Origin of the sequence: Arsenicicoccus sp. oral taxon 190, from assembly GCF_001189535.1 — a bacterium.
Classification (GTDB): Bacteria; Actinomycetota; Actinomycetes; order Actinomycetales; family Dermatophilaceae; genus Arsenicicoccus.
In genome coordinates this window covers 848,813-866,773 of sequence record NZ_CP012070.1, presented here as the reverse complement: position 1 = coordinate 866,773, position 17,961 = coordinate 848,813, and the positions used below count along the sequence as shown (strand labels likewise).

Here is a 17,961-nt window from a genome sequence, read left to right as displayed (position 1 = left end):
CTTGCTCTCTGGGGGAATTCGCCGGGTCGCTTACGACTGGAGCTGGTCCCAGACCACGCGGTCCCGCTCCGCCGTCCAGATGCGCGGCCAGTCGATGCCGTCGAGCTCGTCCCACACCCGCTGCACGTCGAAGGGCGCGCAGTGCTCGAAGATCGGCCACTTCCCGTACTTCGGGGCGAGCGCCGCGTGGGTGGCCTCGAAGGCCTCCCGGAGCGTGCCGCCGCGCTCGTGCACCGCGCCGACCTCACGCAGCATCGTGGTGAGGAAGTCGCGGGTCTGCTCGATGGCCGCGTCGACCTCCTCCCGCCCGTGCGCGATGGCGCCGCGGCCGCCGATGAGGTGCTCCGCGCCGTACGCCTTGATCGCGTCGAGGGTGCCCGTGGACCAGTCGCGGTGGAAGGCGTCGCCGGTGTAGAGGGCGGCCTGCGACTCGACCAGGTCGCCGGCGAAGAGGACCTTGTGCTTGGGGACCCACATGATGATGTCGCCGGCGGTGTGGCCGCGGCCGCAGTGCTTGAGGACGATGTCGCCGCGGTCGCCGCCGAGCGGGATGACGAGCTCGTCGTCGAAGGTCTGGTCCGGGTGCGTCAGCCCGGGGATCGACTCCGGCTCCTTGAAGAGCCTTGGCATCCGGCCGAACTCGCTGTCCCAGTCCTGCTGTCCGCGCTCGTCGATGAGCGTCTTGGTCATGTCGTGGGCGACGATCGTCTCCGCGTCGAACGCGCTCGCCCCGAGCACCCGCACCGCGTGGTAGTGGCTCAGCACGAGCCACCGCACCGGCTTGTCGGTGTGCTGCCGGAGCCGCGCGAGCCACTCGCGCGCCGCCACGGGAGTCGCCAGCGCCTCGAAGCAGATGACGAAGTCCTCGCCCTCGACCGCCCCGATGTTGGGGTCGCCCTCCGCGGTCAGGGCATAGACGCCGTCGGCCAGCACCTCGAGGGTCTGCTCCTTGGGTCCCAGGTCGGCGGACGACGCGAACGGCTTGGCCATGGTGGAGACTCCTCTGTCTCGGGGCGCACGGCGAGCCATTGAGAGAGTTCTCATATAGAGTCACCAGTGCGTTTATCGGTCTGAGATCGACTGTATGGCGATCCGGAGCCACCGGCAAGAGGAGGACGGCATGCCACACGTCGACCCGGCGCGCGGGCAAGACGGCTTACGGGCTGGATCAGGTGGGGCCCGGCAGACCGGGAGCCAGACGCTCGACCGGGGTCTGAGCCTGCTCGAGGTGCTGGCCGCGTCGCCGCGCCCCATGACGATCGGGCAGGTGGCGCAGGCGGCGGGGCTGCACCGGTCGATCGTCTACCGGCTGCTGCGCACCCTGGAGGACCACCGCCTCGTCTCGCGCGACGACAGCGACCGGTTCCGGCTGGGGTACGGCCTCGTCGCGCTCACCCGCACCCTCGACCCGGACCTGCGCGCGGTCGCGAGCCCGCACCTGCGCAAGCTGGCGGACGAGGTGGACCTGACGGCGTTCCTGGTGGTGGAGGAGCGCGACCACTGCGTGACCCTGCTGGTGGCCGAGCCGACGACGCCGGGCACCTGGTTCACGCAGCGGGTGGGGACGGTCCACCCGGTCGATCGCGGCGCGCCGGGGCTGGCCCTGATGACGCACCGGCCGCCGACGGCAGGCGAACCCGCCGAGGTGGGCCTCGGCCGCGAGCGGGGCTGGACGCAGAGCTGGGGGGAGGTGCTGGACGGCGTCGGCGCGGTCGCGGCGCCGCTGCACGGGCATCGCGTCGCCGCCGCCATCGCCGTGTCGTATGTCGGCGACCCGCCGCGCACCGACCTGGCGGATCGCGTCGTGGCCTGCGCCGAGCGCATCGCCCGCCGGCTCTGACCCCGCCCGCCGCGTCAGCGGAAGACGACCCAGGCGATCGCGATGTAGTGGACGATCGCCGCGAGGATCGTGCAGGCGTGGAACACCTCGTGGAAGCCGAACCACGTGGGCGACGGGTTGGGCCGCTTCAGGCCGTAGCAGACGGCGCCGCCGGTGTAGAGCAGCCCCCCGACCGCGATCAGGATGACGGTGACGGCGCCCCCGGCGGCCCAGAACTGCGAGAGCCACCCGACCGCGGCCCACCCCATGGCGACGTACAGCACGGTGTAGAGCCACCGCGGCGCATCGATCCACAGGGTGCGGAAGAGCACGCCGGCGATCGCGCACGCCCAGATCAGCGCGAGCAGGATCACCCGCGAACGACCCTCGAGCAGCAGCAACGCCAGCGGGGTGTAGCTGCCGGCGATGAAGACGTAGATGTTGGCGTGGTCCCAGCGCCGGAACACCGCGTAGACCTTGTCGTTCCAGCGGCCGCGGTGGTAGGTCGCGCTGGTGCCGAAGAGCATCAGCGCGGCGACGAGGTAGACGGCGCTGCCGATGCGGGCGGTCAGCGTCGGCGCGAAGACGCACAGCACCAGCCCCGCGACGAAGATCACCGGGGTCATGCCGGCGTGCAACCACCCCCGCAGCTTGGGCTTGACGTTGCGCAGGGCCTCGACCGGGCGCTGTGCGACGCTCGGCGAGGTGGCGCCGCGGGAGCTCCCGGCGGCGGTGGGACGATCGGTGGTCACGGCCATATCTTGACGCTACGCGCGCAACCTGGGTCGCAGCCACGCTCGGGACACCGGATCACGCCCCGTCCCTGCTCGCGCGGCGACAAACCCCGGCCCCACGGCCCGGCGCCCCTCATCGGGGAACCTGGCGTCCGTATGCCGCACTCGGCGTTCCCCGATCCTGCACGGCGGCGTCGGCTCAGGCCAGCTCCATGATGCGTTCCCACGACGGGCCGTCCAGCGACACCGCGGCGGCGGGGAAGAGGCCGTTGTCCTCACGGTCCATGTGCACCCGCAGCCGGTCCTCGAACGCCTTGTAGCCGCCGAAGTCGCCCTGCTTGACCGCGTCGAACAGACCCCACAGGTCCCCGTGCTCGGCGCAGAGGTCGTCGACGTGCTCGGTGAAGTCCTCGTCCTCGCGCAGCACGGCGAAGAGGCTGCGCTCCTCGGAGTCGAAGTGCGGTTGCATCAGCCCCGCGAGGTGCGCGCAGGCCGCCTGCACGGCGTCGAGGTCCTGCTTGTCGCAGGCTCGGCGCAGGATGCCGAGCTCGTTGACGAGCTGCTCGTGCTCGTCCATGTATCGGCCGATGAGATCGATGTCCTTGCACCCGCAGTAGGAACACATGGTCTCATCGTCCGCCCCGTCATTAGCACGGTCAAATGCGGGTCAAAACCCCGGCCCGGTCAGGCCGGGGGGTTCAGCCCGGGTGGGACACATCCGCCTGGGGTGCCGCCCCCGGCGGATTTGTCCACCTGAGGCAGGTCAGTGCCCGGACATGGTGTGGAGGGGTTCGTTGGTGCGATCCTTGAACAGCAGCACCGCCACCAGCGAGATCGCCGCGACACCCATGAGGTACCACGCCACGTTGACGACGCTGCCGGTCGACTTGGTGATGGCCTCGGCGATCATCGGGGCGAAGGCACCGCCGAAGATCGCGCCGATCGCGTAGGCGAAGGACACCGCCGAGAGGCGGATGTGCGCGGGGAAGGCCTCCGCGAACATCGCGGACTGCGGGCCGTAGGTGAGCCCCTCGGGGACCGCGATCCACAGCAGCGCGACGGCGACCCAGAAGAGGGTGCCCTCCTTGACGGCCATGAACATCGGGACCATGCCGAGGATCATGAGCACGTAGCCGATGATGTAGACCTTCTTGCGGCCGATCTTGTCGGACAAGATCGCCGCCCACATGGTCGTGACGAGCCACAGGGCCGCGGACGCCATGACCCACAGCAGGACGTCGGTGCGCGCCAGCGGCGGCTTGGCCGACTTGGTGGCGTAGGCGAGCACGAAGCCGCCGACGAGCATGTAGCCGAGCGCGTTGTTGCCCATGAAGGACGCGGCCGCCTTGATGACGTCGCCGAGGTGGTGCTTGACCAGCGTGGTCTGCGGCACGGCGCTGTGCTCGCGGGCCTCCTTGAGCTCCTCGAAGACCGACGACTCCTCGACCTTGGAGCGGATGTAGTGGCCGACGAAGACCAGCACGATCGAGAAGACGAAGGGGATGCGCCAGCCCCAGCTCTCGAACTGCTCCTTGGTCGTGGTGGCCGACAGCACGGTGAGGAAGGCGGTGGCCAGCATCATCCCGATCGGCACGCCGATCTGCGGGTAGGCGCCGAACTTGCCGCGCTGGCCGTGGGGGGCGTGCTCGACGGCCAGCATCGCGGCCCCGCCCCACTCACCGCCGGCGGAGAAGCCCTGGGCGCAGCGCAGGATGATCAGCAGGATCGGGGCGGCAATGCCGATCGACTGGGTCGTGGGCAGCAGGCCGACGCAGGCGGTGGCGACGCCCATGAGGATGAGGGTGAAGACGAGGACCATGCGCCGGCCGTAGCGGTCACCGACGTAGCCCATCGCGATGGCCCCGGCGGGGCGGAAGAAGAACGAGACCCCGATGGTCGCGAAGGAGACGAGGTCCTTCCAGTCGCCGAGGCCGCTGAAGAAGAGCTTGCCGAAGAGCAGCGCCGCGACGTTGGCGTAGATGAAGAAGTCGTACCACTCGATGGTGGTGCCCACCATGGTCGCCATGGCGACGCGGCGGTACTCCGTAGGGGCCGTCGTCGGGGCGTCCGAGTCGTGGTAGATGTCCGGCTCGCCGGCGGCTGAGGAGTGAGAGGCCATGCTCGTCCTTGAGGATGGTGGGGACAGATCAGCTCGCATATCGAGACATGTGCGCGTTATGCGATTGGTTGCATGACCGTACGGGCTTGCCGGGGTCGGCACAAGGCCCGGATGACGACTTCTCGGGTGTCCGCCGGTGACCGGTGTCGTGGGTCTGCCCAGTGGTCGCGATCACCCACACTGGTGCGTATGCCGAACCACCCCGCCCGCCCCCTCCACGATCCCCGCGCGGTGGCGGACGAGCTGCGTGACCTCCTCGCCGAGGCGCTCGCCGGGCATCGGGTGGACGCGCTGGCGGGGCGGGTCACCCGCCTCATCGAGGCCTACCGCTCGGGCTCGGTGCCCGCCTCGGTCATCCTCGCCGACCCCGTCACCGTGGCCGCGTATTCCGCCTATCGCATGCCTGCCACCGTGGCCGCGCTGGGGGCGGTGCTCGAACAGGCGTCGTCGGCCGTGCCCTCGTTGCGGGTGCGGCGGCTCGTGGACCTCGGGGGCGGCACGGGGGCTGCGGGCTGGGCCGTGGCGGCCTGGGCGCCCGAGCTGGAGCAGGTCGACGTGCTCGAGCAGTCCGAGCTGGCCCGGTCGCTGGGGGCACGGCTGGCGAGGGCGTCGACCGTTGCCGCCCTGCGTGAGTCCCGTTGGCACGCCTGGACGCTCGGTCGCAGTGCGGTGCCCCCCGGCCTCGCGGGAGAGGAGGCTGGCCTCGCCGACCTGGCCGTCCTCTCGTACGTCATCGGCGAGCTGCCGGACCCGCTGCGGCAGGAGGCCGTGGCCACCGCCATGGCTGCCGCGAGCACGGTGCTGGTGGTCGAGCCCGGCACGCCCGCGGGCCATCGCCGGGTGCTGGCGGCGCGAGACCAGCTGCAGGGCGAGGGTTTTCGTGTGGCCGCGCCCTGCCCCCACCAGGGCCCGTGCCCGCTGACGGGCGACGACTGGTGCCACCTGCCCGCCCGGGTCGAGCGCTCGGCCCTGCACCGGGCCGTCAAGGGCGCCGAGCTGTCCTCGGAGGACGAGAAGTTCAGCTATGTCCTCGCCACCCGCCTGCCCGTCGAGCCGTATGCCGCCCGCGTGATCCGCCACCCGATGATCCGCAAGGGTCTCGTGGGACTGCCGCTCTGCCAGGCCGACGGCACCGCCGCGCAGCGTCTCGTGTCCAAGCGTCAGGGCGCGGCATACAAGGAGGCCCGCAAGCTCGACTGGGGTGACGCCCTCCAGGCCGGCTGGAGCGCGCAGGCATGACGAGCGGCGGCCCCTTGACGTGGGGGTGACGTGGTGAGGGACCCTGGTCCCATGGACCCGCAGCTGCGCATCGAGCTCTTCCCCGCCGACCTCGACGCGTCCCTGGCGTTCTACGCGGCCCTCGGGTTCGAGCTCCGCGGGCGCAAGGACGGCCCTCCGCGCTATGCCAACGTGCGCCTGGGCGGGGTGCGGCTCGGGCTGTGCGAAGCCGCTGCGGTCGACCCCGCGGCTCGCCGCCTCCCCGCCGGGACCGAGCTGGTCGTGGACGTCGACGACGTGACCGGGCTGCGCGACGAGCTGGTGGGTCGCGGGGTCCAGCTCGACGAGGACCTGGCCGAGCGCGAGTGGGGGCTCACCGACTTTCGCGTGGTCGACCCGGACGGCTACTACTGGCGGTTCACGAGCCGCCGCTGAGGTCGCCCCGCGGGTCGCGGGGAAGGTCGGCTACCGATAGCGGTACCTGATCTTCCCCGCGAGCGTGTCGGGACCTGCCCCGCGAGCGCGTCCCTCAGTAGGAGCTCTGCTCGCCCTCGCCCTGCGCCGGCTCGGAGGTGTCCTGACCGCCCGCCGCGGCGGGCACGTCGTCGAGGTCGGTCTCCTGGCCCAGCGCCGTCGGCTGCCCGTCGGTGCCCTCGACGTCGGTCTCGGGCCGGTCCTCGCGCGTCGCGTCGTTGCTCATGGACCCAGGCTAGGCGCCGGGGGCCGCTCACGCCCACAGGTCCTGCCCCAGCACCTCACCCTCACGACACCCCCGCGGTATGGCGAACACCGCTGACCCGATGGGCGTGGTCCACGTGTTGAGCAGGTCGGCCTCGGCGAGCCGCCGCTGCACCGAGAGGTACTGCTCGAGGTCCGCCTGGAAGGCCACGAAGAGCAACCCGGCGTTGGTCAGCTGCCCGGGGGCCGGCGCGTCGTCGTAGCTGTACGGCCGTCGCAGGAAGCGGTCCCGCCGTCCGGCCTCGTGGGGCATCGAGCGACGCACGTGGGAGAACTCGTCGATCACCGGCAGACCCAGGTGGTCCGTCGCGGCCAGGTCGGGGGCGTCCGTCTCGACGCGACCGGTCAGCGGCGCCCCGTCCTTCTGACGTCGCCCGAGGGAGGTGTCGCGGGTGAGCGGGTCCGCCTCCTCCCAGGTCTCAAGGTTCATGGCGATGCGGCGCAGCACCATGGTCGTGCCGCCCTGCAGCACCCGGGGCGCGGAGGGCCCGCACCACACCACCGCGTCGTCCGGGCCGCTGACCGGGTTGACGGTGCCGTCGACCTGCCCGAAGAGGTTGCGCATGGTCTCCCCGGGGTGGGTCACGCCGTGCCCCTGCCGGAAGCCGCGCTGCACCCACCGGATCGTGGCGATGGTGCGGGCCTCCTTGGTGAGCACCCACTGGGCGTGCGAGACGGTGATGGGGGAGTCCGCGCAGATCTGCAGCAGCAGGTCCCCACCGGCCCACCGGGGGTCGAGGCGGTCGATGCGCGGGAAGGGCGGCAGCGGGCCGAGCCAAGGTGGCCGCGGCGTCGTCACGCCCCGCAGCGTGAAGGCACGCGGCCCGAGGCCGACCGTCACGGTCAGCGAGGCGGTGGTGGCGGTCATCTCGGGCTCGAAGTCGGCATACGGCGCCTGACCCGCCATGAGCTGGGCGATGTCCTGGGTCCAGATGCGCAGGAGCCGCTGCAGCGCGGTCACGTCGGCGTCGGGCACGAGGTCCAGCGCGACCCAGGCGCCGTGCGCCTGCGGCGCGTCCATGATCCCGGGCTGGTGCTCGCCGTGGAAGGCGCGTCGCTGGTGGCCCGCCAGCTGCACCGTCGGCTCCGGTCGAGCGGGCCCGGCCGGGGCGGGGGCGGCGCCGGAGCGCGCCACCCCCACCCCTCCGGCGGCACCGGCGGCCAGGCCACCGAGCGCCGACAGGCCGCCGACGAGCACGTCACGCCGGTCGACGCGGTGCTGGTCGGCCGACATCAGTGGCCGTGCGCGGTCGTCGACGCGGCCGGCGTCGCGGGGGCGTTGGGGGTCATGGACATCCCGCCATACGTCTCCTTGGCGCCGTTGAACTCCCGCCCCGGCGCCTCGATGTGCACGTGGCCACCCTTGGCGTCCGTGAGCGTCACCGTGGTGCTGGTGCCGGACAGGATGGGCTTCCGCAGGCCCATCAGCATCACGTGGTTGCCGCCCGGCCGGAGCTCGACGGTGCCGTGCGCCGGCACCGTGAAGCCCTGCTTGGTCTCCTTCATCACCATGGCGCCCGAGGCGTCCTTCTCGGTGACGTGGAGCTGCACGCTGGTGGCGACGTCGCTCTCGGCGGCGACGATCGTGACGGGCTTGTCGGTGTCGTTGACCAGGGTCGCGAACATCCCGGTCATCCCGCCCTTGACCGCCTTGATCCAGGGGTCCTTGACGGTGAGGAGGTGGTGGTCGACGGCGCTGCTGGTCGAGGTCCCGGCGGTCGCAGCGGTGGTCGAGGTGGTCGTGCTCGTCGTCGCCGTCGTGGTGGCGCCCGACCCGCACGCGGCGGTGGTGAGGGCGACGAGGGCAAGGGCGCAGGGCAGCGCGAGGCGCGTGGTCATGATGTGGGTTTCCTTGGGTCTGGTGGTCTGCGGTCAGCGAGGGCAGGCCACCAGCGGCGGTCCGCGCCGCGGTGCGATAAGCGCCACGTCCGCGGTGACGAGGCGCGGCAGGTCCAGGACCGGCAGGGTGGGGCGCGGCCGGTGCGCGGGACGCACCAGCAGGACCCGTATGACGGGCGCCAGCCACCCGGCCAGCAACCACAGGGCGCGCTCGCCCCGCGCGAGCACGAGGGTGGTGACGACAGTGGCGATCGCGTGGGCCAGCAGCATCGGCAGCGACAGGTGGTGGCCGCCGTGCGCCGCGAGGTGCTCGACCGCGGCCGCAGCATCACCGGCGGGCGCGTGGGTCACGAGCACGGCGTGGTGCCCGCTGCCGACGACGTGACCGAGCGACGCCGGGTCGGCGCCGGTGGTCCCGAGCAGCGCGAACGCCTCGTGCAGCGCCAGCTGGCCGCCGCCGAGGATCGCGCCGATCGACCAGGTGCCCAGCCGGCGCGAGCTCGCGACCAGCGCGGCGGTGCCGACGACCGCCACCAGGACGGCCAGGACGCCGGGGCCGGGCAGCGTGCCGCCCCCGACGAGGTGGGCGAGCGCCGCGAGGCAGACCACGACGACGGCGAGCACCGCGGCGCGCAGCAGGCGCACCCGTCCCCCGTCCGGCGTGATCACGGCGCCAGTCTAGGGGCGGGGCGCGATCCGGTCAGGGCGCGAGAGGTGCCGCCGACCACGGTGTGGTTGCATGAGCGCAGCCCCAGGCCCAGCCCCCAGACCCCGCCCCCAGACCCGCCCCCACGAGGAGCAGCCGTGGCCGACATGACCGGAGTGGTCTTCCCGCAGCAGGACGGGCAGCGCAGCAGCAGCGCGCTCGGACGCGAGGTCGTCGCGGCGGCGCTCGCCGGGGTCGACGACGTGGGGGCGGACGCGGTGCGCCGCGAGACGGCCTGGCGCAAGGACTACCCGCGGCACTTCCGGCGCCTGGTGGAGGTGGGGATCCACGACGGCGACGCCGCCCGGACCGTCGCGCGTCAGGGCCTCGAGGCGTTGCACCGGCGGATGCGCTGGGTGGGGCCCGGCGGCGAGGACGAGCCCCTGGCACGGGCGTGCGAGGAGCCGGGCACCCCCCTCGCCGGCGCCACGATTGAGGGTCAGGGCGAGCCGGAGCGCGAGCTGTCGCTGCCCTACCGCGGGGAGCGGCTGCGGGGCGACGAGCTGCGCCGCCGCCTGGAGGAGTGGGTCCGCGCCGGGGTCGTCGAGCCCGGTGTGCAGCAGGCCGTCGAGCGCGTCCTCGACCATCCCGAGTGGCTGGACCTGCGCGACCAGCGCGTCGTCGTCCTCGGCGCCGGCGCCGAGATGGGCCCGCTGCGGTCGATCCTGCGGTGGGGCGGGGACGTCGTCGGCGTCGACCTGGCCCGGCCCAACCTGTGGCGCCGCCTCGTGGCGGTGGCGAGGCAGGGCGCCGGGCGGCTCGTCATACCGGTCCCGCAGGGAGTGGCGACGGACGAGACCCGCGACGACGACCGGCTCGCCCGGCACGCCGGCGCGGACCTGCTCCACGACCTCGGCGCCGTGGCCCACTGGCTCGAGTCCCTCGACGGCCCACTGGTGCTCGGCAACTACGTGTATGCCGACGGCGCCACCAACCTGCGGCTCGCCACAGCGGTCGACGCCCTCACGACCTGGCTGACGGGGCGGCGCGACGACGTGGCCCTGGCGTTCCTCGCGACCCCGACCGACGCGTTCGTCGTGCCGGGGTCGGCGGTGGCGCAGTCGACGAGCAGCTATGACAACCGGACGGTCGGCCGGGTGGTCCGGACGCCGCTGCGGGTGGCGAGCGGCGGCCGGTTGCTGCGGCGGCAGTATCCCCCGGGCGAGGCGGTCGGGGTCTCGGACAGCATCGTCGAGCAGCAGGGGCCCAACTACCTGCTGGCCAAGCGGGTCCACCGGTGGCGCGCGACGGTGGCCGCCGCCGACGGGCTGCCGGTCTCGCTCAACGTCGCGCCACCCACCCGCACCCGCTCGGTGACCAAGAACCGCGCCCTCGCGGCGGCCTACGCCGGGGCGCACTGGTTCGGGATCGAGGTGTTCGAGCCGGCGACGTCCAACACGCTGATGGCGGCGCTGCTGGTGGACGACCTGCGGCACGGCGGGGGCGCGGGGCATGAGGCGTCCCGGCGGCCGTGGACGGACGAGGCCCGGGCGGCCGTCCACGGCGGGCTGTGGCGCACCGGGTACGACCCGCGCAGCGCCCTCGGCGTCGCGGCGCTGCTCGGTCTGGGGGCGGCCCGGCACTAGTGCGGGCCGACTACCTGTCATCGGGGCCCGTGAGTGCATAGGGTCGGACCATGGCCTCACGACCTCATGCCGCCGCCCTCCTCGAGGACGCGTGGAACCGTCATGTCACCGGGGTGCTGCGCGATCGGGGGTGGCGCTGCGAGGCGATCGGCCACACCGGTTACGGCACACCGGACCGGGTGCGGGTGCTCGGCCGGATCAAGCTGGCGCGCCCCGGCGACCCGGGCACGCAGGACTCGCCGCAGCGGGACGCCGCCGTGCGTGACCTGCGCGGGGAGGAGCGGGCCCGCGGGTGGCGGTCCTTCGCGACGCCGCCGCCGGCGACCAACGCCCCGGTGACGGTGCGGCTCGGCGACGCGGTCGTCGAGTCCCGGACCGACCGGGGTGGCTACGTCGACGTGCTGGTGGAGGGCGCCGGGCTCGAGCCGGGCTGGCACACGGCCACCATCCAGTCGCAGGACTCCGACCCGGCGGACGCTCCCGTGCTGGTCATCGGCCCCGAGACGCGGTACGGCATCGTCTCGGACATCGACGACACGGTGATCTCGACGATGCTGCCGCGAGCCCTGATCGCGGCGTGGAACACCTTCGTGGTGCACTCCAACACCCGCCGCGCGGTGCCCGGCATGGCGCCGCTCTACCGCGAGCTGCAGGAGATCTTCCCGGGCGCGCCCGTGATCTACGTGTCCACCGGGGCGTGGAACACCTTCCAGACGCTGACGCAGTTCCTGGCGCGGCACGGCTTCCCGGCCGGGCCGCTGCTGCTCACCGACTGGGGTCCGACCAACACCGGGTGGTTCCGCTCGGGGCAGGAGCACAAGCGGGCGTCGCTGCGCTCGCTGTGGCAGACCTTCCCGGACGTGCACTGGCTGCTCGTCGGGGACGACGGGCAGCACGACCCCAAGCTCTACAGCGACTTCGCCGAGGACCACCCCGACGTCGTGGAGCTCATCGCGATCCGTGAGCTGACCCCGGCCGAGCAGGTGCTGTCCCACGGTCTGCCGGTGTCCAACGAGGAGCTGCAGCCGATCGAGCGGATCAACGCCACCACCCCGGTCTACCGCGCGCCCGACGGCTACGGTCTCGCGCAGCGCCTGCGGGCGCAGTACGCCGCGGCCGACATCGGGGCCCACCACCACCCGGACGTCGAGGACCCGGAGGTGCACGCGGCCGCGGTGCGCGCCCAGCCGGACCGCGACGACCAGAACCCGTTGTGAGCCATGCCCGAGCTGCCCGAGGTCCAGGCCCTGGTCGACTTCCTGACCGAGCGGATCGTCGACGACGCGATCACGGCCGTCGAGCTGGGGTCCTTCTCGGTGCTCAAGACCTATGCGCCCGCGCCGCAGGCCTTCGCCGGGCTGGTCGTGTCGGGGGTCTCGCGGCACGGCAAGTTCGTGGACATCGACTGCGACGGGCTGCACCTGGTCTTCCACCTCGCCAAGGCCGGATGGCTCAGGTGGTATGACGAGGTCCCGCGTGCTGCCTTGCGCCCCAACAAGTCTCCGGTGGCGGTGCGGGTGCGGATGCTGTCCGGCGGGGGGTTCGACCTGACGGAGGCGGGCACCCGCAAGTCGCTGGCCGCGTACATCGTCGACGACCCCGCGCAGGTGCCGGGGATCGAGCGGCTCGGCCCCGACCCGCTGGCGGACGACTTCACGCTCGACGTCTTCGCGCAGGTGCTGGCCGGCCGCTCGGCCCAGATCAAGGGCGTGCTGCGGGACCAGTCGATGATCGCCGGCGTCGGCAACGCCTACAGCGACGAGATCCTCCACGTCGCCCGGCTGTCGCCCTTCGCCAAGGCGTCGGCGCTCGACGAGGATCAGGTGGCGCGGCTCTACGAGGCGCTGCGGGAGACCCTGCGGTCGGCCGTCGTCACCGCGTCCGGCAAGCCGGCCGCCGAGCTCAAGGACGCCAAGCGGGCCGGGATGCGGGTGCACGGCCGGACCGGCGAGCCGTGCCCGGCGTGCGGCGACACGGTGCGGGAGGTGTCCTTCGCCGACTCCTCGCTGCAGTACTGCGCCACCTGCCAGACCGGCGGCAAGCCCCTCGCGGACCGCCGCACCTCCAAGTTCCTGAAGTAGCGTCTTCCTCTCTATCCGCGATCGTGGACCCTTCGGGCGCCCAGGCGACTGTGCTGTCCGGATACATGTGAGACGTGGTGTCCGGATAGATGTGAGACAGGTTAGGCCGCGATTCGTCCTTGGTCGGTGGTGTCCCAGTCGATGGTGAGGTGCCCGATCCAAGTGCCCTCGTGATCGTGGACATTGGCGTGGTTGCCGTCGACAAGGATCGTGACGGTGCTGCCGGCTCGGGATCGTCCGACGCTGAACCGCAGCCTGCCGAAACGGACGCGGCCCTCGGTGCTGACCTTCGCTGCGCGGATGTCAGCGTCTCGTTGGGCAGGCAGGCGGGTCGGGCCGCCGAGATCGCCGCGCGCGGCGGCCTCGGCCCACGCCTGGGCGGGTGTGCTGTTCAAGGCAGAGTGCCAGCGGCGCTGGTTGTAGTACTCCTGGTACTGGTCCACGAGGGCCTGGACATCGGCGATGCAGGTCGGTGGATGACCCGCGGCGGTGAGCTCACGCACACGGCGAGTCAGCCACTGCTTGCTGGTCTGGTGGTGCCGCTCGCACTTGCCGCAGGTCTGCGGGTGGTACGGGCTGGAGTGGATCAGTCGTGTCCCGTGCCGGTCGACCAGCTCGAAGAACTTGGTCGGCGCCGGGGTGGCCCCGGCGCGGGAGTGTCTGGCGAACGCGGCCCCGTTGTCGGACAAGACGATCCCGGGCGCGCCGAAGGCCGCGATGGCCCTGGTCAGCGCGGCCCGCGCGTCAACACTGGTCTCGGCGGCGCACACGTGCGCGGCGACCAGGGTGCGGGTGGCGTCGTCGAGGACCTCGATGATGCACACCGTGCCGGTGCCGAACCCGAGCCCGGTCAGGTTGGTGCCGTCGATCTGGTAGCAGTCCCGCGGGCGGGCGTAGGCGAACCGTCGATAGGACGACCGAGGTCGCTTCTTGGGATTGGTACGCAGCATCCCCGCCCGTTTGAGGACCTGGTTGATCGTCGAGCGGGCCGGCACGACGAGCCCCTTGCTCGCCCACTGGTCGCGCTCGGCCTCGGCGATCAGCACCGCCCGGATGAAGTCCGCGCCCTCGTCCAACTCGGCCCCGGCGCGCAGCGCCACGATCCGCCCGGCCACGAAGTCGGGCACCTGCTTGGGACTGGACCCAGGACGGCGCGACCGGGGCTGCCACGACCCTTCCCGCAGCGCCCTTTCCCGGTGCCGGTAGGCCGTAGCCTTCGGTATCCCATGGGCCCGCGCGAAGGCGGCGAACCCATCCGGGAACGCCGCCTTCGTGCCGTACTGCGCCTCGATCCTGCACGCGTTGTCCAACATAGCCATACGCGCCGCCTGCTTCCCCGCCATGCACTACGCATAGCGATCAAGCACGCCCCACACGCCTATAACAGCAGTCTCAGATCTCTCCGGACATCCCGGTCTCACATGTGTCCGGACTTCACAGCGCCCAGGCGACACAAACCGACCACGATCGCGGGGGAGAGAGCGGGGGGGAGAGGGCGGGGAGGGGGGTGCACGGGGGCCTGCGATGTATGGCGGGCCGGGCTGCGGCGGTGGCAGGGTGGACCCATGACGATCCCCGCAGACGCCCAGCCCGACGTGCCCCAGATCAGCCGCGACGAGCTCGCCGACGACGCGCTCGTCCTCGACGTCCGCAACCAGGACGAATGGGACCTGGGCCACGCGCCGGGCGCTATCCACATCCCGCTGGACCAGCTGGTGCAGCGCCGGGACGAGCTGCCCGAGGTCGACGTGCTGCCGGTGACCTGCCGCGGCGGTGGGCGGGCCTCCCGCGCGACCGCGTGGCTCAACCAGAACGGCTGGGACGCCGCCAACCTCACCGACGGCATGCTCGGGTGGAAGGCTGCGGGTCGGCCGCTCGTGGCCGACGGCGGCGGCGAGCCGGACGTGCTCTAAGGCTCGACCTCGATGGGGTCGTATCCGCCTCTCTAGGACACCCTCTAGACAGGGTCAGAGAGTGGCATCGAGGGTGGTCAGGCGTTCTCGGAGGGGAGCTCGCCGACCCGCTTGGCGTCGCTGAGCGGCGTCGGGATCTCGCCCGCCGCGCCGGCGCCCTCGGCCTGCTCCTCGCGCGAGACCTGCGAGGTCCGCGCGCGGTCGGCCTCCTCCCGGACCTCGCGCGCCTCCTGGTCGTCGACGTGGCGGCGGGCGGCCTCACCGGCCGGGCCGGTCTCGCCGGCGTCGCGCTGCGCCGCCCCATCCCGCTGCGCCACGGACGCCTGCTGCGCCGCCCCATCCCGCTGCGCCGCCGTGTCGCGGGCCTGCTTCTCGCGCAGCGCACCCATGCCCCAGCAGTCGATGACGCCGGTGAGCGGGTCGGGCTCGGGCACCTCGATGGTCGTCGTCAGCGACGTGACGGCCGGCTCGGTCGGCGTCGACCCGAAGCCGAACCGCACGGGCGGCGACACCGGCCCGAGCGCCCCGAGGTCCTGCCCGTCCCAGCTGGCCCGGGCGGATCGGATGGCGTGGAGGTCGGTGGCGCCATACGTGGCGGGCAGGCCGTTGGCGGTGGTGCCCTGGGTGCGGACGCCGCGCAGGAGGGCCTGCGCGATCGGGTCGGTGACGCGGCTCCACCAGGCCTTGCTCGCGAGCGCGGCGGGGACCGCGTGCAGGGCGCGGCCGAGGGTGGTGCGGTCGCCGAGGGTGAGCTGCAGCGTCAGCGGGCCGGCCGTGAGGTGCAGGGTGTGGCCGTCGGTCCGCTCCTCGACGTCGGTGACGACGACCTCGTCGAAGGTGTAGAGCTGCGCCACCGTCTCGGCGATCTCGTCGGTGGGGGCGAGCAGCACGCGGTGCCCGCCGGGCCGCTCGACCATCACGTCGGTGAAGGCGCCGAAGGGGGATTCCGCCCAGCGGCCCACGACGACGCGGGTGCCGTCGGAGAAGCCGAGGCCGGCGATCCTGCCGGTGAACGTGTGTGTGCCGGTCTGCAGAGTCATGGTGCCACCCAAGTGAATTCGTTGCCGAAGGGATCGCGGAGGTAGGTGCGTCGGGGGTCGGGGTTGGTCTCCTCGCACACGGTCGCGCCGAGGAGCAGGAGGACGTCGGGGGTCTGGGCCGTCACGGCGAGGCGCATCGAGTTGAAGACGGCCTTGGGCTCGGTCTCGCGCGCGAAGACGATGGACTCGAAGGGCGCTCCGGGCACCGGCTCGATGAACGCGGTGTCGCGGTCGTCCGGCACCGGGTGGACCTTGGTGTCCAGGACCCGGCCCCACCAGGCGGCGTTGGCCTCGGGGTCGCTGGAGTCGATGACGACCTGGTACATCCGGCGCTTCTCGCTGGGGCGGACGACGACGCCGAGCTCGCGCTGCTCGGGGTCCAGGGCGAGGTCCCAGGGGTAGCTGTCCTGGTCGACGATGGTGCCGCCGGCCTGCACGAGACCGTCGGTGTCGGCGGCGTAGATGTCGAGGTGGACGCGGCGGCGCTCGTCCCGACGCCGAGCGGTGGGGCGGATCCACACCGTGTCGGTGGCGTCGTCCCCCGACAGCTCGTAGCCGTCGGCGCCGTGGTCGATCATGCGGAGCCCGAGGGCGCGCGACCAGAACCGCGCCAACGACTCGGGGTCGTGGGCGTCGATCGTCAGGTCTACGTAGCGGGCCAAGGCCATGGGATGAACCTACCTGGCGGCTGTGTCGCGTGGTCGGGCGTTGCTCGGCATACGGCTGTCTCGTCGTGTCTATCTCTGGGGCTAGTCTCCCGCAGAGTGTCCGATCGGGCGACACGATCAGACCGTATGCCGAAATCTGCTGCCGTCTCTAGATGGCCGCATAAGGTGCGAGTGTGGATCCGATCAAGAACCCGTATGCCCCCGGTGCCGGCCAGCGGCCCCCCGAGCTGGCGGGGCGCGACGAGCAGCTGAGCGCCTTCGAGGTGGTCCTGCAGCGGGTGGCGCACGGCCGGCCCGAGCGGTCCATCGTGTTGACCGGGCTGCGGGGTGTCGGAAAGACCGTGCTGCTCAACGCGCTTCGCTCGGCCGCGGTCCGGGCGCGTTGGGGGACGGGCAAGCTCGAGGCGCGTCCCGACCAGCGCCTGCGCCGACCGCTCGCGTCCGCCCTGCACACGGCCGTGCGCGAGCTGGGGCACCCGCAGGGCGACGACGTCGACCAGGTCCTCGGCGTGATCAAGGCCTTCGCGCAGCGGGACGTGGATCCCAAGGCCAAGATCCGCGACCGGTGGAACCCGGGCATCGACGTGGCCGCCGTTACAGGGCGGGCCGATTCGGGCGACATCGAGATCGATCTCGTCGAGCTCTTCACGGACTGTGCGGGTCTCGCGGCGGACGTGGGGCGGGGGATCGCGGTCTTCATCGACGAGATGCAGGACCTGCACGCCGAAGACGTGTCGGCGCTGTGTGCGGCCTGCCATGAGCTGTCCCAGCAGGGGTCGCCGCTGATCGTGGTCGGTGCCGGGCTGCCCCACCTGCCCGCCGTGCTGTCGGCCTCGAAGTCCTACAGCGAGAGGCTGTTTCGCTACAACCGGATCGACCGACTGGCGCGCGGGGCGGCCGATCAGGCGCTGCAGTCGCCGGCCGAGTCGGAGGGTGCGGCCTTCGCCGAGGACGCGTTGGCGGAGATGTATGCCGTGACCGGTGGGTACCCCTACTTCATCCAGGCGTATGGCGCAGTGGCGTGGGACGCGGCCCCGGCCTCCCCGATCACCGCCGAGGACGTGCGCGTGGCGGCGCCGGCGGCGGAGGAGGAGCTGGCGGTGGGCTTCTTCGGGTCGCGGTACGAGCGGGCGACGCCGGCCGAGCGGGAGTATTTGCGGGCCATGGCGGACGCGGCGCTGGCCGAGGCGGAGGCCGGGCGGCCGTTGGACGAGACCGAGTCCGTGGCCACGTCGGCCGTCGCGTCGCTGCTCGGCCGTAAGCCGCAGTCCCTGTCGCCGGCGCGGGACGCCTTGATGAAGAAGGGGTTGATCTACTCGGGGGAGCGGGGGCGCATCGCGTTCACCGTGCCCCACTTCGGCCGCTACCTGAGGGCCCACGCCGGCGACGAGTAGTTGCAACTGTCCTGTCAACGGCGAGCCATTTTGAGATTTACCCGAGAGTACGAGACGGCGTGAGACAGATCGCCGCTCCAGCGGCGGACTTTGAGACACCAGCCGC

Annotated in this window: 19 protein-coding genes; 8 read left to right on the top strand and 11 right to left on the bottom strand. The window is 72.3% G+C overall.

The genetic code is table 11. The annotated features are described in order from the left end of the window. Positions 1-30: 30 nt before the first annotated feature. Positions 31-990, bottom strand: a complete 960-nt coding sequence (locus ADJ73_RS04130; protein WP_050347220.1) for an MBL fold metallo-hydrolase — start codon at positions 988-990, stop codon at positions 31-33. 238 nt (positions 991-1,228) lie between these two features. Between ADJ73_RS04130 and ADJ73_RS04125 the strand changes: the two genes are divergently transcribed. Next, complete coding sequence (locus ADJ73_RS04125; RefSeq protein WP_172669698.1) at positions 1,229-1,840, top strand: IclR family transcriptional regulator; 612 nt, start codon at positions 1,229-1,231, stop codon at positions 1,838-1,840. 14 nt (positions 1,841-1,854) lie between these two features. Here ADJ73_RS04125 and trhA read toward each other — a convergent pair whose 3' ends face one another. The 3 genes from trhA to ADJ73_RS04110 all read right to left on the bottom strand — a co-directional run bounded on the left by trhA (position 1,855) and on the right by ADJ73_RS04110 (position 4,672). Beyond that, positions 1,855-2,571: a PAQR family membrane homeostasis protein TrhA gene (trhA, locus tag ADJ73_RS04120; protein ID WP_253272663.1), complete on the bottom strand. Its 717-nt coding sequence runs from the start codon at positions 2,569-2,571 to the stop codon at positions 1,855-1,857. A gap of 181 nt (positions 2,572-2,752) precedes the next feature. Continuing rightward, positions 2,753-3,178: a hemerythrin domain-containing protein gene (locus ADJ73_RS04115; protein WP_050347218.1), complete on the bottom strand. Its 426-nt coding sequence runs from the start codon at positions 3,176-3,178 to the stop codon at positions 2,753-2,755. 138 nt (positions 3,179-3,316) lie between these two features. Beyond that, the gene (locus tag ADJ73_RS04110; RefSeq protein WP_082176724.1) at positions 3,317-4,672 is read right to left on the bottom strand and encodes an MFS transporter; all 1,356 of its coding nucleotides are present in this window, start codon (positions 4,670-4,672) and stop codon (positions 3,317-3,319) included. Positions 4,673-4,861: 189 nt separating this feature from the next. Here ADJ73_RS04110 and ADJ73_RS04105 point away from each other — a divergent pair, with 189 nt between their 5' ends. Then, on the top strand, positions 4,862-5,911 hold the full coding sequence (locus ADJ73_RS04105; protein ID WP_050347217.1) for a small ribosomal subunit Rsm22 family protein: 1,050 nt from the start codon (positions 4,862-4,864) through the stop codon (positions 5,909-5,911). Positions 5,912-5,962: 51 nt separating this feature from the next. Then, a complete protein-coding gene (locus tag ADJ73_RS04100) occupies positions 5,963-6,325 on the top strand; it encodes a VOC family protein (protein ID WP_050347216.1) in 363 nt (120 codons plus the stop codon). A 94-nt stretch (positions 6,326-6,419) separates the two neighbouring features. Here the strand turns inward: ADJ73_RS04100 and ADJ73_RS16835 are convergent, their stop codons facing one another. From ADJ73_RS16835 to ADJ73_RS04085, 4 genes are read right to left on the bottom strand one after another with little or no spacing between them, the layout of a single operon-like run. Further along, positions 6,420-6,590, bottom strand: a complete 171-nt coding sequence (locus tag ADJ73_RS16835; protein WP_156188105.1) for a hypothetical protein — start codon at positions 6,588-6,590, stop codon at positions 6,420-6,422. Between the two features lie 27 nt (positions 6,591-6,617). Beyond that, complete coding sequence (locus tag ADJ73_RS04095) at positions 6,618-7,862, bottom strand: Dyp-type peroxidase (protein WP_050347215.1); 1,245 nt, start codon at positions 7,860-7,862, stop codon at positions 6,618-6,620. After that, positions 7,862-8,467, bottom strand: coding sequence for a copper chaperone PCu(A)C (locus ADJ73_RS04090; RefSeq protein ID WP_050347214.1), 606 nt, complete (start codon positions 8,465-8,467; stop codon positions 7,862-7,864). Before ADJ73_RS04090 ends, ADJ73_RS04095 begins: the two co-directional genes overlap by 1 nt. Before the next feature lie 33 nt (positions 8,468-8,500). Further along, entirely contained in the window at positions 8,501-9,136 is a 636-nt protein-coding gene (locus ADJ73_RS04085; protein WP_156188104.1) for a hypothetical protein, read from the bottom strand. A 144-nt stretch (positions 9,137-9,280) separates the two neighbouring features. On the opposite strand from ADJ73_RS04085, the gene ADJ73_RS04080 reads away from it, so the two are divergent. The 3 genes from ADJ73_RS04080 to ADJ73_RS04070 are packed head-to-tail and all read left to right on the top strand — an operon-like array spanning position 9,281 to position 12,840. Further along, positions 9,281-10,759 carry a hypothetical protein gene (locus ADJ73_RS04080; RefSeq protein WP_050349247.1) on the top strand — a complete coding sequence of 493 codons (1,479 nt, stop codon included), beginning with the start codon at positions 9,281-9,283 and terminating at the stop codon, positions 10,757-10,759. A 50-nt stretch (positions 10,760-10,809) separates the two neighbouring features. Further along, positions 10,810-11,976, top strand: a complete 1,167-nt coding sequence (locus ADJ73_RS04075; protein ID WP_082176723.1) for an App1 family protein — start codon at positions 10,810-10,812, stop codon at positions 11,974-11,976. Between the two features lie 3 nt (positions 11,977-11,979). Next, entirely contained in the window at positions 11,980-12,840 is an 861-nt protein-coding gene (locus ADJ73_RS04070) for an Fpg/Nei family DNA glycosylase (RefSeq protein WP_050347212.1), read from the top strand. Between the two features lie 101 nt (positions 12,841-12,941). Here the strand turns inward: ADJ73_RS04070 and ADJ73_RS04065 are convergent, their stop codons facing one another. Then, the gene (locus tag ADJ73_RS04065; protein WP_050346700.1) at positions 12,942-13,967 is read right to left on the bottom strand and encodes a DDE-type integrase/transposase/recombinase; all 1,026 of its coding nucleotides are present in this window, start codon (positions 13,965-13,967) and stop codon (positions 12,942-12,944) included. A 438-nt stretch (positions 13,968-14,405) separates the two neighbouring features. Here ADJ73_RS04065 and ADJ73_RS04060 point away from each other — a divergent pair, with 438 nt between their 5' ends. After that, entirely contained in the window at positions 14,406-14,753 is a 348-nt protein-coding gene (locus ADJ73_RS04060; RefSeq protein ID WP_050347211.1) for a rhodanese-like domain-containing protein, read from the top strand. A 77-nt stretch (positions 14,754-14,830) separates the two neighbouring features. On the opposite strand, the gene ADJ73_RS17250 is transcribed toward ADJ73_RS04060, so the two are convergent. After that, entirely contained in the window at positions 14,831-15,793 is a 963-nt protein-coding gene (locus ADJ73_RS17250) for a hypothetical protein (protein ID WP_216593670.1), read from the bottom strand. Further along, positions 15,790-16,461: a VOC family protein gene (locus ADJ73_RS04050; RefSeq protein WP_050347210.1), complete on the bottom strand. Its 672-nt coding sequence runs from the start codon at positions 16,459-16,461 to the stop codon at positions 15,790-15,792. Before ADJ73_RS04050 ends, ADJ73_RS17250 begins: the two co-directional genes overlap by 4 nt. Positions 16,462-16,634: 173 nt before the next feature. Here ADJ73_RS04050 and ADJ73_RS04045 point away from each other — a divergent pair, with 173 nt between their 5' ends. Continuing rightward, positions 16,635-17,855: an ATP-binding protein gene (locus tag ADJ73_RS04045; protein WP_050347209.1), complete on the top strand. Its 1,221-nt coding sequence runs from the start codon at positions 16,635-16,637 to the stop codon at positions 17,853-17,855. Positions 17,856-17,961 lie beyond the last annotated feature (106 nt).

Excerpts from the sequence above, each read along its gene's own strand:
- ADJ73_RS04095 (WP_050347215.1), bottom strand. The coding sequence starts at position 7,862 with ATGTCGGCCGACCAGCACCGCGTCGACCGGCGTGACGTGCTCGTCGGC.
- ADJ73_RS04090 (WP_050347214.1), bottom strand. The coding sequence starts at position 8,467 with ATGACCACGCGCCTCGCGCTGCCCTGCGCCCTTGCCCTCGTCGCCCTC.
- ADJ73_RS04060 (WP_050347211.1), top strand. The coding sequence starts at position 14,406 with ATGACGATCCCCGCAGACGCCCAGCCCGACGTGCCCCAGATCAGCCGC.
- ADJ73_RS04070 (WP_050347212.1), top strand. The coding sequence starts at position 11,980 with ATGCCCGAGCTGCCCGAGGTCCAGGCCCTGGTCGACTTCCTGACCGAG.
- ADJ73_RS04115 (WP_050347218.1), bottom strand. The coding sequence starts at position 3,178 with ATGTGTTCCTACTGCGGGTGCAAGGACATCGATCTCATCGGCCGATAC.
- ADJ73_RS04100 (WP_050347216.1), top strand. The coding sequence starts at position 5,963 with ATGGACCCGCAGCTGCGCATCGAGCTCTTCCCCGCCGACCTCGACGCG.
- ADJ73_RS16835 (WP_156188105.1), bottom strand. The coding sequence starts at position 6,590 with ATGAGCAACGACGCGACGCGCGAGGACCGGCCCGAGACCGACGTCGAG.
- ADJ73_RS04105 (WP_050347217.1), top strand. The coding sequence starts at position 4,862 with ATGCCGAACCACCCCGCCCGCCCCCTCCACGATCCCCGCGCGGTGGCG.
- ADJ73_RS04130 (WP_050347220.1), bottom strand. The coding sequence starts at position 990 with ATGGCCAAGCCGTTCGCGTCGTCCGCCGACCTGGGACCCAAGGAGCAG.
- ADJ73_RS04110 (WP_082176724.1), bottom strand. The coding sequence starts at position 4,672 with ATGGCCTCTCACTCCTCAGCCGCCGGCGAGCCGGACATCTACCACGAC.
- ADJ73_RS04050 (WP_050347210.1), bottom strand. The coding sequence starts at position 16,461 with ATGGCCTTGGCCCGCTACGTAGACCTGACGATCGACGCCCACGACCCC.
- ADJ73_RS17250 (WP_216593670.1), bottom strand. The coding sequence starts at position 15,793 with ATGACTCTGCAGACCGGCACACACACGTTCACCGGCAGGATCGCCGGC.
- ADJ73_RS04080 (WP_050349247.1), top strand. The coding sequence starts at position 9,281 with ATGACCGGAGTGGTCTTCCCGCAGCAGGACGGGCAGCGCAGCAGCAGC.
- ADJ73_RS04075 (WP_082176723.1), top strand. The coding sequence starts at position 10,810 with ATGGCCTCACGACCTCATGCCGCCGCCCTCCTCGAGGACGCGTGGAAC.